Below are 14,677 nucleotides of genomic sequence, written 5' to 3'. Positions count from 1 at the left end.
TTCCAAAATAATGACAAAAGCCTCATCATAAACGTCTCTTCCATCCGATATGATGGGAGTACAAAAGAAAGCGTTATCAATTCTTTTGTCTCTTAAAAAGTACAAGATCAAACGCTGATCTCGTACTTTTGCTTCAGTCAATCGGACAACGACAAGAGGAGGATCTTTATGTTCAAATGGTTTAAACCCGCTCCGCATATCGACAGGCTCGATGATGCCAAGACAGATGAGACGTATAAGCGGCTGCGGCTGCAAGTCTTTTTAGGCATCTTTATCGGGTATGCGGGCTACTATTTGCTACGAAAAAATTTCGCTTTTGCTATTCCTTATCTACAGGAAGAAGGGTTCACGAAAAGTGAATTAGGCTTTGTACTCGCAGCTGTCTCTATCGCCTATGGCTTTAGTAAATTCATCATGGGGATGATCTCAGACCGCTGTAACCCAAGATATTTTTTAGCCACCGGACTCTTTCTATCAGCCCTTATCAATATCCTATTTGTCTCATTTCCATGGGTGACGTCAAGTGTATGGATCATGTTCTTATTCATGTTTTTAAACGGCTGGTTCCAGGGCATGGGGTGGCCGCCATGCGGACGGACGATGGCGCATTGGTTTTCGGTTAGTGAACGTGGAACGAAAATGTCCATTTGGAACGTCGCTCACAATATTGGCGGGGGAATTCTTGCACCGCTCATCACCTTAGGGATCGTGCTGTTTGCGACGTGGAAAAGTATCTTTTTCTTCCCTGCCATCATTGCTATTATCGTCTCCTTCGTGATCATTCTTCTCGTCCGGGATACCCCGCAATCCGCTGGTCTTCCGCCAATTGAGGAATATCGCAATGACTATCCGGCACAGCAGTATGAAGATCAAGAAAAAGAATTAACAGTGAAAGAGATTTTATTTAAGTATGTACTCAACAATAAATTCCTTTGGTATATCGCCATTGCCAACGTCTTTGTGTACTTCGTCCGTTACGGTGTCGTGGACTGGGCGCCGACCTACTTAACAGAAGCAAAGGGCTTTTCACCAGAGCATTCGCGCTGGTCATATTTTCTTTATGAATATGCAGGCATTCCTGGCACATTATTGTGCGGCTGGATCAGTGACCGCTTCTTTAGAAGCCGCCGTGCACCAGCAGGCGTCCTCTTTATGGCTGGGGTGTTAATTGCGGTGCTTGTTTACTGGTTAAACCCTGCTGGCAATCCAATGGTCGATAACATCGCCCTCATCAGCATCGGCTTTTTAATTTACGGACCTGTCATGCTCATTGGACTTCAAGCCATTGACCTCGCTCCGAAAAAAGCGGCTGGCACTGCGGCTGGACTCACAGGCTTCTTCGGCTATATTGGCGGCTCTGCCTTCGCCAATGCGATGATGGGCGTCGTCGTGGATCATTACGACTGGACAGGAGGCTTCATTTTATTGGTTGGTTCTTGTGTGCTTGCGATTGTCTTCCTAGCGATGACTTGGAATACAGGGAAGCGCGTAGAGCAAGCTTAATGAAAATCATATAAAAGATTCATATCCGCCCAACATGCCCTTTACATCTATTTCTTATGATGAAGACAGTTACCGTTAAAGGAGGATAAAATATGAAGAAAAGTAGATTACTTGCTTTCGTGTTGCTCTCTTTTGCTTTACTGTCTATTGCGTGGGTGCCGGCCACCGTATCGGCACATGAACATCTTTTATCTCCAGATCGTATTCTAACCGTTGCACATCGCGGAGCATCAGGGTATGCACCAGAGCATACCCTGGCTTCTTACAAACTCGCCACAAAGATGAATGCGGATTACCTCGAACTCGACCTTCAAATGACAAAGGATGGACATCTCATCGTCATGCACGATGAAACCGTTGACCGCACCACAAACGGAACAGGCTGGGTCAAAGACCTCACACTTGCCGAAATCAAACAGCTTGATGCCGGTACTTGGTTTAATGAAGTCAATCCCGACAGACAAAATGCCAACTATATCGGACAGCGAGTCCTCACATTAGATGAAGTGCTGCGCTATTTCGGCAAACGAGAAAATTATTATATTGAAACAAAAAAACCAGACATCTATCCGCAAATGGAAGAAAAGCTATTGGCGACCCTAAAAAAACATCACCTCCTCGGGAAACACACAAGAAAAGGGCAGGTCATTATCCAATCCTTTAGTCAAGACAGCCTGCTAAAGCTACAGACATTAGCTCCACGCCTTCCAAAAGTACAGCTTTTAGACAGAACACAAATGACGTCCATCACAGATGATCAGCTCGATTTCATCAAATCTTATGCAGTGGGTGTCGGACCGAATTTTAGAGCATTGACACTTGAAAACGTACAACAGGTCAGAAGCCACGGACTCCTCCTCAACCCATATACGGTCAACAATGAAGCCGACATGACCCGTTTACTGCAATACGGCGTCACCGGTCTTTTCACCAACTTTCCAGATGTCTTTAACCGTGTAAAAGCTTCACTCTAAACAAAAAAAGCCTTGCGGTCCATCCCGCAAGGCCTTTGATTATTTTACCGTTTGATCAGAAGAAGCTGTTTCGATCGGCTTCCGTTTCCCGATCCCAAAAACATAGAAGCTAAGCGCTACTACAATTAAGAACCCAATTGCCACAATCAGAGAAATACGCGTATCCTGATTAATGAGCATAAATACAAGCACCATTAGTAAGAAACCGATTGTAAGATAATTAGAAAACGGCGCTAGCGGCATTTTGAATGGATGCTGATCAAGCGCAGATCCCTTCGCCTTTCTAAAGCCGATATGACTAATCAAAATCACAAACCATGGCACCATACCAGGAAGTACACTCGCACTATACACATAGACGAAAATGTTTGGTGGCGCAACATAATTGAGGACAACTCCTACCGCTAGACCAATCAGCACAGCGAATGTCCCAAAATACGGCACACCATTCTTCGAAATTTTGGTGAAGAAAGCAGGCGCCTGTCCATTCACACCTAATGTATAAAGCATACGTCCCGCACTGAAAATCCCACTATTACAGCCGGACATCGCTGCTGTAATGACGACAAAGTTAATAATACCAGCGGCTGCTGTAATCCCAATTTTCGCAAACGTCGCCACAAATGGACTGCCAAGGGTATTCAACTGATCCCAAGGATACACTGTCACAATGACAAAGATCGCACCGATATAGAAAATCAAAATACGCCAGATGATACTTTTGATGGCATTGGTCAGCGTCTTTTCTGGATTTTGTGCTTCACCTGCTGTAATCCCAATCAGCTCTACACCCTGATAGGCAGCAATGACGAGCGACAACGCAAACAAGAATCCGGTAAATCCACCTGTAAAGAACCCGCCGTGCGCCCACAGATTAGACAAGCCAATAGGCGTCCCGCCATTTCCAAATCCAAAGAAAATAATGCCTAGACCTGCAATGATCATTAAAATAATCGTCACAATCTTGATCATTGCAAACCAAAATTCGAACTCACCGAACGATTTAACCGAAATCAAGTTGGCGGCTCCCAAAATAATCATCGCAATTAATCCTGGAATCCACGCTGGCAGCTCCGGAAACCAATATTTCATATAAGCGCCTACGGCAATAATTTCCGACATCCCAACAATGACCCACTGGAACCAGTTACTCCAAGCTGTCATATACCCCGCAAGCGGATGAATATATTGATGACCAAATGTAGCAAATGAACCTGTACTCGGTTCAACGTACAACATTTCTCCCATCGCACGCATAATAAAAAAGATAAAGATACCACATACTGCGTACGCGAGAAGAACCGATGGACCTGTCCATTGAATGGCCTTGGCTGACCCCATAAATAAGCCAACACCAATCGTGCCGCCAAGTGCGATCATTTGAATATGGCGGGCACTTAACCCTCTCTTTAATTCCTTTTGAGCCACTTTTCTTCCCCCTCATCAACAAACAACATAAAAAATAAAAATCAGAATGTTCATTCTGATTGAGAAACATCAATCTTTCGATGTATATTATCATAATAAATCTACCCTTAAAAAACAATTGTTTTTTTGAGAGAAACACTATTATCAAAATATTCCGACATAAAGAGATACTCAAATTGTTTTATATTGATATATTGAATCAAGGGATGAAAGTCATTTCAAAGCTGATGACGTAATAAAAACTGACCGCCTCTTATATCAACCTCAAAGGATCGCAGTCCATTTTTATGCACCATTTTGTCCTTCTCTCGATGACAAGAAAAGTCATTCCGGAAAGCACCGGATCTTTTCTTTACATAACAAGTAAACCCATCATTTTCCGGTATCGTCACTTTAACATTTGCTCCAGTTGAAGTAGATTTAAGTGAATTTAGCATGTTTGTAGAATGAATCTGCATCCTTCTACCTGTTACATGCAGATCAACGTCAGAAAAGGCACCCGACAACTCAACTTTTGACGATGTGGCGTGCAGTAATAATCTTTTTGCGGTCAGTTGCCGACTAGAAATAAGCCCACCTACTGTCTCTAAATGGAGATGCTTGATTTCACCTGATAGCATTGCTTTTCCAGACGTTAAATGACAAGAGGCATTTTCCACCTTCAATCTCTCTGCCTGAAGATTTGCTCCTTTACAACGAATGGAAATGGACTGTAATTGTTGTTTAGGGAGAAAAATAGCGACATCGATTTTATAAAGTTGAAGCCCAAAGCTGAGTATTTTTTTCCGTCTATCTTGAATGAACAATCGTCCATCTTTTACCTGATGATGCATCAAATAACGCTTTGGAAACACTTGATTGGTCGTTTGACGAATGATGAGATAAGGATGATCATGGTGTTGAATACACACCTCTCCGAGCAACCAATCCAACGATAATTCTACGACCGATTCTTCAATTTGAATCGTATGCTCCATATGTCTCCCTCCTTGTATACTCGCTTATCTCGCTTGAAGCCGGGTCATGCGGCCCCATAACTCCAAGATCACAATGAGGACCGCTATCATCATGACTCCTGACAAAATGACATTCATTTGATCATTTCCATAAACAGCGATTAATACGTTTCCTAAAACAGCACATAGAACAATCGCAGTCAGTATGGTCATGAAAGTAGACCTTTTCATTACCCCCACTCTCATCGCAATCATGCCAATACCATTGATACAGCAAGTAAACACTAGGTACGTTTTGATCACAGTGAGCATCACATCCGCTGTCAGCGCATCTTGAACAATAGGGAAGAATGTTTCAGTGACACTAAACACAACAAATGACGGAATGATACTACACAGCATGACAATTGTAGAAAAGCACAGCATCCAAACCATTCTCGAAAGGAGGGATGACTTCATACTTAATGAATGAGATTCATGTTCTTTCAATGCGGTCACTATTACTCGACAATACATCATGGCTGTGACGATCGAAAAAAAGATCATCCATACTATACTCGTCAACAAATAAATATTCGGATATTGCTGAAAACCTATTTCCTGTTCAACCTGTGCAACAAACGCGACAAAATAAATAAACACCAGCAGTACAATACTGATAATCATACTAGCTTGAATATAATGTTTCATATGACTTTTTCTTAGCTCAAGTTTTACGAAGTGAAGCATAAGGGATCCTCCTATGAAATGAATTTTGCTTTTGACTCTTTTCTGGCCATTTAGGTTCCAGGCTGATCATATCCACCAATCCCAGCATAATGCGCTGTGACCTTTTGAATAAATAGATCACTCACCACATCCACTCCGAGACCTTTCATCATCTGTTGTAAAAACAGTAAACGCTGACTAGTTTCCTGCTCATCACGAGCAAATAACGTTGGGTTCAGCCATATATTCACGAGAAGCATAAACACTTCTGCCACTTCACCAGGAAATGCAGTTGTCATCGAACCATCATCAATTCCTTCAAGAATCAGCTGTTTGATTTTAAGCGCATCCTGATTGACTCCTGCCTTCATCCCTTCAACCACAAATTGCGGGTTTTTGATCTGGTCAACCAAGATCCCATCAATCGAATGAGATTTTGGATCTGCCACTAGCTGCTCTAAAATACGCTGCAGCTTCTCTTTTGCATGCGCTGCTTCTGTATGCTTAATCAGATCTTCAAGCTTCTCTGTCGCATGACGAAATTGCCTCTCCATCACGGCACGTAATATTTCTTCCTTCGATTTGAAATGATGATAAATAGCCCCTTTAGACATGTTCAATTCATGGATAATATCCTGCAAACTCGTCTTTTCGAATCCTTTTTCCTGAAACAGCTTTGTCGACACATCTAAAATTTGCTGGATTGTCTTTTCTGGATATTTATTTCTGGCCAAATGAAACGCCTCCTTTTACATACCGACCGTTGGTATGTATTTTAATCTACTTCATGATAAACTGTCAATATAGGTTCTTTATATAAAAAAAGACCGCTCACACGGTCTCTTTTTTTTAACTTGGGTCACTAGATGATGCCGTGATGGTATATTACTAACGATGACTCTCGTTGTTAGATAGAAACTCTCTAAAATCATCTGCGATTTCCTTTGATTTCGTATGATGCAAATAATGGCCGCCTTTGAAAGTAACCACTTTGCCGTGATCTACATTTTTCAATAGCTCTTCATGCATTGGTTTCCAGTTTGGTGTTTCTTTCTCCGTTTGATCTGCTAGATAGAAAACTACAGGGAGCTTTTTAGGAAAATGTAGGCGTTGAGCGTTTTTAAAATTGTTTCTAAAGTTATCTGCCTCACTAGCTTGGCTTTCATCCATGAAATTTCGGAAGGTCAGCATTTTAATCTGATCTTTCGTTCGATCATCTACTTTAGGCATCACCAGTTGATCTGGATTCACTTTCAATAACAATCTGTAAAGGCCAGATTGATTGAGCAGTTGCAAACTGGAAACCGGCAATTCATCCGTTTCCTGCTTAGGAACACTATTATCAATTCCAACAAATGCTTTCACTTCTTTTTCATATTGATTCACATATTCTAATCCATAAATGCCAAAAATCGAATGCCCCATCAACGTATACTCATTAATGTTGAGCTTCTGCAAACATTCATGAATCTCATCCACAATGTTTTGACTTGTCCGTGCTTTATCTGTATCGTCACTTAAACCATAGCCAAATGGTTCAATTACTACGACTCTATAATAAGGTGATAATTCATCTACTAGCGGCTTAAAATCTAGCACTGGCGAAGCAGTTCCATAGCCTGGCAGAAGTACAATCGTTTCTTTCCCATCGCCTTGAATGAGCACATTCATTTGCTTCCCATCCACCAAGACCTTTTGCCCATAAGCTTCTATTTTCCCCTTCTCCCGTTCATTACTAATGAGGTTTACAAAATAAACAGTAGCTAGAAAAACAACCATGACCGTGATAATGGTACATATAGATATCAGCATGATTCTCAATATTTTTTTCATTGGTTTTCTCTTCCCTTCATGATGAAGAACTCTAGCTTACATCCATCGATGAAATTTAATATTTTCTTTCACAATAGATGATACCGATTGTATTTGCGCAAACACTTGATACATACATAAAAGTAATCGCTATATAAAACCACTCTGTTGGAGATGAAAATTGATGGACTAAAGATTGAATGATAACAACTAATAGATAAGCTAAAGCAACACCTACAATAGAAAAACTTCCGGCTTTCGCTAAAATAAATTGACCCCGTTCATCCTGCTTATATTCACGGCTTTTCTTATATTGAAAGGCCGTACTTAAGATAGAAAGGATAATCAGAGAATAAAGTATGATCGTCGTCATCATCGTTGTTCCTCCTTGTCGACCTCTTGAAATACGTCATATAAATCAACTTCAAATGTTCTCGCAATTTGAAATGCTAGTTTTAAGGACAAAGAATATTTACCATTTTCAATCGCTGCCACAGTTTGACGAGTCACACCTAACTTCTCTGCCAAATCCTTTTGTGTCCAGTCTTTTTCTGCCCGTAATACCTTAATTCTATTTTTAATCTCCATTTCAAATTCCTTTCTTAAAGGAAGATTTTTTTAACAATATGTTAAAAATAATTAACATTATGTTAATTAACAATAACCTCTTTTCTTCTGTATGTCAATTTCACCGGATGCAAAAAAAAGAATCATCCATTTTGAAAGGCCTACCTCAAAATGAATGATTCTCTATAAATGATGTGATCATCTGATTTAAAACACTTTCCTCTGGTAAATCGCAGTAGAAAGCCCCCAAGACAGCAAGTAGATGAGCATAATCAGCACAGTTGACCCCGTATATACAATCGGGATCGATAAATTCATGATAAAATCAGTGATCCCACTGAATTGCTCTGCTAAATAGAGAAAAACAGGCGGTCCCATAGTAGATAATAGGATAAAGCCAATGAGCACTACCGTTGTGATATAACCAGGCTTTAAGATATAAAATAATGGAAACGTACACGCCGCAAACAATAAAAACAACCCGCTGCCAAGAGCAATATCCGTTATCGAAAACAGCTTCCCAAAACTAAAGAAAGCAGCACTTGTCAGCCCGATCGCAATGACCATATAAAAAACGGCACCAAGATAACGGGCTGCAATAATTTCATTCCGTGTATAAGGCAAAGAATTTAAGAGAATATTCGTTTCTGCCATTTCATCATAAGCATATGTGTTAAATGGAATGAAGACACTAGCGACTAGAAACGTTAATACTGGATGGACATCCATGAAAATAAAAAATAAGATAAACGGAATAAAAATAAGTAACTGCTTCTTTTGCAAAATCACATCACGCTTAATTAAATGAAACATGCGCAACCCCGCCTTTCAAATAAAACATGATATCCTCAAGCGACGCCGGTTCAATCACAACAGCATCCCCAAAAATAAGTTTCACCTCATCAATCCGATCTGTTAATGCTTCAAATCCGGCTGCCGTACGCTGCATATGAATAAACGCCTTTTCTGTGTCTCGATCCAACAAATCCAGGCTCCCCTTCACAAGCGCATAATTCTCCGCTACCTCGTGAATCGACTGTTGAAAAACCAATCTTCCATTTTGTATAAACGCAATATAATCCGCGATGCGATCTAAATCAGTCGTCATATGCGTCGAGAAAAAGATCGTTCGATTTCCATCAATCATCAATTCTTGTAACGTACCGAGCAACTCTCTTCTAAAGACCGGATCCAACCCAGCAGTTGGTTCATCCATAATAATCAGCTCTGCATGATGCGACAGCGCAATCGCAAGTGACGCCTTCATTTGCATCCCTTTTGAAAATGTTTTGATCGCTTTATTCAGCGGCAGACCAAACTGTTCAATATATTGATAAAAAAGCTGGTCATCCCAGCGTTTATAGGCAGGTGCCACAATTCGTTTAATGTCTTTTAAATTCAATCCTGGGAAAAAAACGTTAGCATCGTAAACAAAGCCGATTCGTTCCTTAATCTCTTTTTCATGGGTGCGATAATCTAAACCGAAAATTTTAACCTCACCCGAATCTGGTTTTAACAAATTCATAATCATTTTAATCGTCGTCGACTTACCGGCGCCATTTTCTCCAATAAACCCAGTAACAAAGCCTTTTTTGACCTGTAAATCAAGATTCTGAACAGAAAAGTCCTTGAATCGTTTTGATACTCCTTTGAATTCAATCACGTGCTCCACTCTTCTCACTCCTCATACAAGAACTTTAATAACTGCTGCAATTCATCGAAAGATAAGCCTAATTCCTTGCCGTTTGTGACAACTGCTCCAAGCTGTTCCTCAATCACCTTCAATTTTTTCTCTCTCATGACCTCTAGGTTTTGCTCCGCAACAAATGATCCCTTACCGACAATCGAATAAATAAATCCTGCCTTCTCTAACTCTTCATATGCTCGCTTTGTTGTAATGACGCTGATTTGTAAATCCTTCGCCAGCTTTCGAATAGACGGCAGTGCCGCGCCTTCCGCCAGCTCACTCGTTAAAATCATCGATTTGATTTGATTCGTAATTTGCTCATAGATGGGCTCCTTAGAGTAGTTTGAAATCGTAATTTGCATATAAAAACCTCTTTTTTCTGATAGTTGGAACAAAATATTGTATATACACTATATATACATTATATACACACTAAGAGAATAATCAACCATTTTTTGATTGCAATTCAACTAAAAAAACCGCACAGCTCTTCAGCTATGCGGCCTTCCCCCAAAACATTTATCTCCAATACACCCATTTTCCCATCATCCACTCCACAGGACCTCTTCTCCATTTTTTCAAATAGAGATAGCTGATGAACAGCTGTGCTGTGTACAGTCCAACAGCAAGCAGCAGTCCAAACATTGACCCCATCTGTCCAAATAGACCAAGTCCATAAGAATAGAAAATCGTTGTACAAATGATCGACTGCGCCAAATAATTTGATAGGGACAAACGACCAAGCCCTGCAAGCAAACGTTTGAGGCCTTCGGCTGCCTTCGAATAGTAGAAAACAATAAAAGCTTGAATATACCCGATCGCCAGTACATAGCCACCGAGAATCATAACGAATTCACTCCAAGGCGTATCAATGAACGTCGCACATTTTAGTGCAAGCCCGACGACAATGACCCAGACCCAGCCTTTGCGATAAGCCATCCCTCGATCTTCTTCCGTGAGATGTCCTCGTTTACCAATCACCATACCTAGCAATGCAAACGGCCCCACCGTCATCGTACCGAAAAGAAACCCTAGTATCGGCATAAGCGTAATGCTCACGATCGCCAAAATAATGGTCACAATCATCATATCGTCTTCAACCGTAATCCGGCTGAGCAAAATATCAGCATAATCACCCTTCGCATACACATCGGTTAATAATTCATCAGTCCCATGAACAAGTTTCATCATGTATGGCGAAACGACTAATGACAATGCACCTAACACACCCGACCAAATCAGCATTGTTTTGATCCGGCTGCTCATAAACATCATCAAGAAAAGCATACAAGCTCCATAATAAAGAAGAATGTCACCATTCCAAATAAAGATGTAATGCAGCATTCCAAGCACAATCAGACCAAAACCACGGCGGACGACAATGGCATTCGTATTTAGTCCCTTAGCTTTCGTAGATTCAATCAGCTTGATAAAAGAATACCCAAACAAAAAGGAAAAAATCGGATAAAAAGACCCTTGGAACAATATTTCAGTCAGATAAACGCCGAATTCCTGCCCCCAAAAACTCGAATCAAACATTTTCTCAAAATCATAATCATATTGAAAATTAAGCATATTCACGATCAAAATACCTAATAAACTAAAACCACGTAAACTATCAATTAACTCAACCCTAGATCCCTTCAACACGACAGCTCCTTAAAAATATAACAAATTTAAGATATACCTGTATATTTTACCAAAAAATTATTGAAAGATGTAACTATATTTCTAATAAAAATGTAATATCTCGCCCTATCATTAAACTGGTTTGAACCATCCTATCACGTTTCAATTTTCATCTTTATAGTGACAATACTCATTCAAGACTAAAGTCACAAATTCCTTAAATTCATTTCTAATTTCGAAAATAATATCAATTCAACGATTGTATGAATTTAACATTTAATTAAAAACATCTCTGCATTGACAATGGATATTTCTTCATATACACTTTGGGTGGATTTAGGAATAAGGTTCCTAATCTATCAAATTTCAGAGGGGGAATATCATCATGACTGCTCAAAATTTATGTGATATCATGAGACACCACGCCACTCACACGCCACATCATCCAGCTTTAGCGTGCAACCATCAGAATATCACATATGCTGAACTCGAGGAACAAAGTAACCAGTTTGCCAATTATCTGATCAAAATGGGCGTAACGAAAACTTCTCATATCGGCCTAGCCTTAGATAGATCATCACAATTGATTGTCTCTATTCTGGCTATCACCAAAATAGGAGCGGTTTATGTGCCTATAGACATACAATACCCTAGTGAACGTATTCAATTTATGATTGAAGATGCCGAACTATCCTTTTTACTCACAACATCACATGTCTCTCCAAGCCTGACTTCCTTGCCTATTCCTACGATCTGCTTAGATAAAGAAAAAGATCTCATCCTTACGCAATCAACGTCAAACCCGTCCATTGATGTCAAACCTTCTGATGCCGCTTATATCATGTATACCTCTGGCACAACAGGAAAACCAAAAGGTGTTGTCATTTCACATAGATGTATCATGCACCTAACGCATCATCCTTCCTTTCTGCCCGTTGATTCTTCTGATACGTTAGCATTATTATCTACCATCTCTTTTGATTCCTCTACATTTGAAATATGGTCCGCTTTATTAAATGGAGCGACACTCGCTATTCCTCCTTCTGGAAAACTGACTCCTGAACTCGTTAGTCAAACCATTAAAGACTATGATGTTTCTATTCTTTTTTTAACTACTGGATTGTTCAACTTGATGATGGAGTCACACCTAAACGATGTCAAATCAGTTAAATGCATCGTATCTGGTGGAGATGTTATGTCTCCTCAAATCGTTCATCAAGCATTAAAAGAGCTTCCTAATACCACTATTATTAATGGTTATGGCCCCACAGAAAATACAATTTTCACAACAACTTTTCAACTGCCAAACACTTGGGATGAGCTAGTCAGTATACCGATTGGAAGACCAGTATCAGGAACCATCATTGACATCACAAATGAACAAGGTGAATCTGTCTCTCAAGGACAAATAGGGGAACTCATTACTTCAGGAGATGGACTAGCATTAGGCTACTGGCGAAGAGAAAGCCTGACAAAGGAACGTTTCATCGAGCGGGATGGAAGAACCTATTACAAAACAGGGGATCTTGTTCGACAACAACCTGATGGCCTGATTGAATATGTTGGTAGAAAAGATGACCAAGTCAAAATTAGAGGCTTTCGTATTGAGCTTAGCGAGATTGAACATGTGCTGATCAAGCACCCAAGTGTTAAATCCTGTTTAGTGACAGCCACAGAGGTTACACCTGGAGATAAACGCATCATTGCCTACATCATTCCGTTCAACAAAAAGACATGGGATCTACATACCATTCAATCTTATGCAAAGCAAACATTCCCTGATTTCATGCGCCCTGCACATTATGTTCTATTGAAAAATTTCCCTACGACGACGAATGGGAAAGTTGATCGAAAGGCACTGCCAAGATATCATTTTGATAGACCCAGCCTGCAAACTGAATATGTCGCTCCAACCGATCAAATCGAGGAAGCACTCTGTGAAATATGGACAGACCTATTAAAGGTAGAGCCCATTGGCACAAACGATCACTTCTTCGACTTAGGGGGAAACTCCATCCTTGCTGCCAAAACCTTAATGCGTATGCAGGAAACATTACACGTCGAATTACCTGCCAGCACCCTTTATGAGCACCCCACCATAAAAAAAATGAATTGTTTGCTACAAGAACAAACTCCTCAGACGAAACAAAAGCTCAAATCAGAAGGTTTTTTAGATGGAGACATTCAGCCTACACACCCATTCAAATCTAGTTCATTTAAACAGAATGTCGTGTTATTAACAGGAGCAACAGGCTTTCTAGGCGCTTATCTCATCAAAGAACTAGTTCAGATGCATCCCACCATTCAAATTTATTGTGTTGTCAGAGCAAGAGACAAGCAGCACGCACGACAGAGAATACAAGTAAATATGGAGAAATATCACCTATGGGATGAACATTATCTGAAACACCTAAAGCCGATTGTAGGTTACTTGGACAAGCCCCAACTAGGACTATCAACCGATGAATTTCAACAGCTCGCCCAAACCATCGATGCTATCTATCATAATGGAGCAAAAGTCAATTACGTTCAGCCCTATCACATGCACAAGGATACAAATGTCACCGGCACTGAAAATATCATCAAACTCGCCTGCACAGAACAGGTAAAGCCTGTTCATTTCCTATCGACCATTGCCATATTTGGGCCTGCCGGGTATCTAGATGGGACGACCATTCTTTTTGAAGATACATCCATTGATGCTTATCTTCCTATTGTAGAAAAGGACATTGGGTATTCTCAAAGCAAATGGGTCGCAGAAAAACTCGTGTGGGAAGCAAAAAAACGCGGAGTGCCTATCACAGTTCTTCGCCCCGGCTTCATCATGGGCGACAGTCAAACAGGCGTTCATAATACAGAGGATTACATGGCAAGGCTGATCAAAGGGTGCATCCAGTTAAAGGCTTACGGTGAGCTACCGAATCAACGAAAAGAATTCGTACCCGTCGACTTTGTCTCAAAAGCCATTACAACCATATGCAAAGACCCCGCCAACTTCGGCAAAGCCTATCACCTTGTCCCGCCACAAGAAGAAAGTATGGAATTAGGTGAGTTTTTTCAAAAAATAACAGAAGAAATAGGCTATCCATTAGAAAAGATATCTTATAACGATTGGGTAGAAGCACTCATTAAAGCAAGCGACCAACATGCAGACAACGCCCTTACGCCATTTCTTCCAATGCTCTCTGAAAAGGTAGAACGAGACAAAACAGTCTGGGAACTCTACGAAAACATGGCGCACTTTGACTCAACAAATACACAAACGGTTCTACAAGCACATGGAATGACCTATCCTCCTATGGATGATCATTTAATCAAACGCTATTTCAAATACATGGAAGACATTGGGTTTTTAAAATGTGATTCAAACACTGCTCTGAGGATATAACAACATTCCCTTGTTTTTAAACTCA

14 protein-coding genes are annotated in these 14,677 nt (G+C 40.5%); 3 read left to right on the top strand and 11 right to left on the bottom strand.

The window, feature by feature from the left end:
- The first annotated feature begins 168 nt into the window (after positions 1-168).
- Both glpT and MHH41_RS01205 read left to right on the top strand, forming a co-directional pair.
- Positions 169-1,503: a glycerol-3-phosphate transporter gene (glpT, locus tag MHH41_RS01210; protein WP_050943401.1), complete on the top strand. Its 1,335-nt coding sequence runs from the start codon at positions 169-171 to the stop codon at positions 1,501-1,503.
- A 92-nt stretch (positions 1,504-1,595) separates the two neighbouring features.
- Complete coding sequence (locus tag MHH41_RS01205; RefSeq protein ID WP_340865415.1) at positions 1,596-2,477, top strand: glycerophosphodiester phosphodiesterase; 882 nt, start codon at positions 1,596-1,598, stop codon at positions 2,475-2,477.
- Between the two features lie 39 nt (positions 2,478-2,516).
- Here the strand turns inward: MHH41_RS01205 and MHH41_RS01200 are convergent, their stop codons facing one another.
- The 11 genes from MHH41_RS01200 to MHH41_RS01150 form a co-directional block, all read right to left on the bottom strand.
- The gene (locus tag MHH41_RS01200) at positions 2,517-3,905 is read right to left on the bottom strand and encodes an amino acid permease (protein WP_106032882.1); all 1,389 of its coding nucleotides are present in this window, start codon (positions 3,903-3,905) and stop codon (positions 2,517-2,519) included.
- 218 nt (positions 3,906-4,123) lie between these two features.
- Entirely contained in the window at positions 4,124-4,882 is a 759-nt protein-coding gene (locus MHH41_RS01195) for a DUF4097 family beta strand repeat-containing protein (protein ID WP_340865413.1), read from the bottom strand.
- 24 nt (positions 4,883-4,906) lie between these two features.
- On the bottom strand, positions 4,907-5,590 hold the full coding sequence (locus MHH41_RS01190; protein WP_106036003.1) for a bacitracin ABC transporter permease: 684 nt from the start codon (positions 5,588-5,590) through the stop codon (positions 4,907-4,909).
- A 50-nt stretch (positions 5,591-5,640) separates the two neighbouring features.
- Positions 5,641-6,273: a TetR/AcrR family transcriptional regulator gene (locus MHH41_RS01185; RefSeq protein ID WP_340866657.1), complete on the bottom strand. Its 633-nt coding sequence runs from the start codon at positions 6,271-6,273 to the stop codon at positions 5,641-5,643.
- 184 nt (positions 6,274-6,457) lie between these two features.
- The gene (locus MHH41_RS01180) at positions 6,458-7,402 is read right to left on the bottom strand and encodes an alpha/beta fold hydrolase (RefSeq protein ID WP_340865412.1); all 945 of its coding nucleotides are present in this window, start codon (positions 7,400-7,402) and stop codon (positions 6,458-6,460) included.
- 55 nt (positions 7,403-7,457) lie between these two features.
- Positions 7,458-7,754, bottom strand: a complete 297-nt coding sequence (locus MHH41_RS01175; RefSeq protein ID WP_223249605.1) for a hypothetical protein — start codon at positions 7,752-7,754, stop codon at positions 7,458-7,460.
- A complete protein-coding gene (locus MHH41_RS01170) occupies positions 7,754-7,969 on the bottom strand; it encodes a helix-turn-helix transcriptional regulator (protein ID WP_251191218.1) in 216 nt (71 codons plus the stop codon). Before MHH41_RS01170 ends, MHH41_RS01175 begins: the two co-directional genes overlap by 1 nt.
- Before the next feature lie 186 nt (positions 7,970-8,155).
- Positions 8,156-8,761: an ABC-2 transporter permease gene (locus MHH41_RS01165; protein ID WP_050943417.1), complete on the bottom strand. Its 606-nt coding sequence runs from the start codon at positions 8,759-8,761 to the stop codon at positions 8,156-8,158.
- Positions 8,745-9,620 (bottom strand): ABC transporter ATP-binding protein, encoded by an 876-nt coding sequence (locus MHH41_RS01160; RefSeq protein ID WP_340865411.1) that lies wholly within the window; start codon positions 9,618-9,620, stop codon positions 8,745-8,747. Before MHH41_RS01160 ends, MHH41_RS01165 begins: the two co-directional genes overlap by 17 nt.
- Positions 9,621-9,625: 5 nt before the next feature.
- Complete coding sequence (locus MHH41_RS01155) at positions 9,626-9,997, bottom strand: GntR family transcriptional regulator (protein WP_050943421.1); 372 nt, start codon at positions 9,995-9,997, stop codon at positions 9,626-9,628.
- 157 nt (positions 9,998-10,154) lie between these two features.
- A complete protein-coding gene (locus tag MHH41_RS01150; protein ID WP_340865410.1) occupies positions 10,155-11,282 on the bottom strand; it encodes a DUF418 domain-containing protein in 1,128 nt (375 codons plus the stop codon).
- A 367-nt stretch (positions 11,283-11,649) separates the two neighbouring features.
- On the opposite strand from MHH41_RS01150, the gene MHH41_RS01145 reads away from it, so the two are divergent.
- Positions 11,650-14,652: a non-ribosomal peptide synthetase family protein gene (locus MHH41_RS01145; RefSeq protein ID WP_340865408.1), complete on the top strand. Its 3,003-nt coding sequence runs from the start codon at positions 11,650-11,652 to the stop codon at positions 14,650-14,652.
- Positions 14,653-14,677 lie beyond the last annotated feature (25 nt).

The organism is Bacillus sp. FSL K6-1145, assembly GCF_038003425.1.
Lineage (GTDB): Bacteria > Bacillota > Bacilli > Bacillales > Bacillaceae > Bacillus > Bacillus pumilus.
Note: the sequence above shows the minus strand (reverse complement) of the source record. Positions and strands in the feature narration are given on the sequence as shown.

What these genes read in the sequence shown, in the direction of transcription:
- glpT (WP_050943401.1), top strand. Translation starts at nt 169, where the DNA reads ATGTTCAAATGGTTTAAACCCGCTCCGCATATCGACAGGCTCGATGAT.
- MHH41_RS01205 (WP_340865415.1), top strand. Translation starts at nt 1,596, where the DNA reads ATGAAGAAAAGTAGATTACTTGCTTTCGTGTTGCTCTCTTTTGCTTTA.
- MHH41_RS01195 (WP_340865413.1), bottom strand. Translation starts at nt 4,882, where the DNA reads ATGGAGCATACGATTCAAATTGAAGAATCGGTCGTAGAATTATCGTTG.
- MHH41_RS01190 (WP_106036003.1), bottom strand. Translation starts at nt 5,590, where the DNA reads ATGCTTCACTTCGTAAAACTTGAGCTAAGAAAAAGTCATATGAAACAT.
- MHH41_RS01180 (WP_340865412.1), bottom strand. Translation starts at nt 7,402, where the DNA reads ATGAAAAAAATATTGAGAATCATGCTGATATCTATATGTACCATTATC.
- MHH41_RS01175 (WP_223249605.1), bottom strand. Translation starts at nt 7,754, where the DNA reads ATGACGACGATCATACTTTATTCTCTGATTATCCTTTCTATCTTAAGT.
- MHH41_RS01170 (WP_251191218.1), bottom strand. Translation starts at nt 7,969, where the DNA reads ATGGAGATTAAAAATAGAATTAAGGTATTACGGGCAGAAAAAGACTGG.
- MHH41_RS01165 (WP_050943417.1), bottom strand. Translation starts at nt 8,761, where the DNA reads ATGTTTCATTTAATTAAGCGTGATGTGATTTTGCAAAAGAAGCAGTTA.
- MHH41_RS01155 (WP_050943421.1), bottom strand. Translation starts at nt 9,997, where the DNA reads ATGCAAATTACGATTTCAAACTACTCTAAGGAGCCCATCTATGAGCAA.
- MHH41_RS01145 (WP_340865408.1), top strand. Translation starts at nt 11,650, where the DNA reads ATGACTGCTCAAAATTTATGTGATATCATGAGACACCACGCCACTCAC.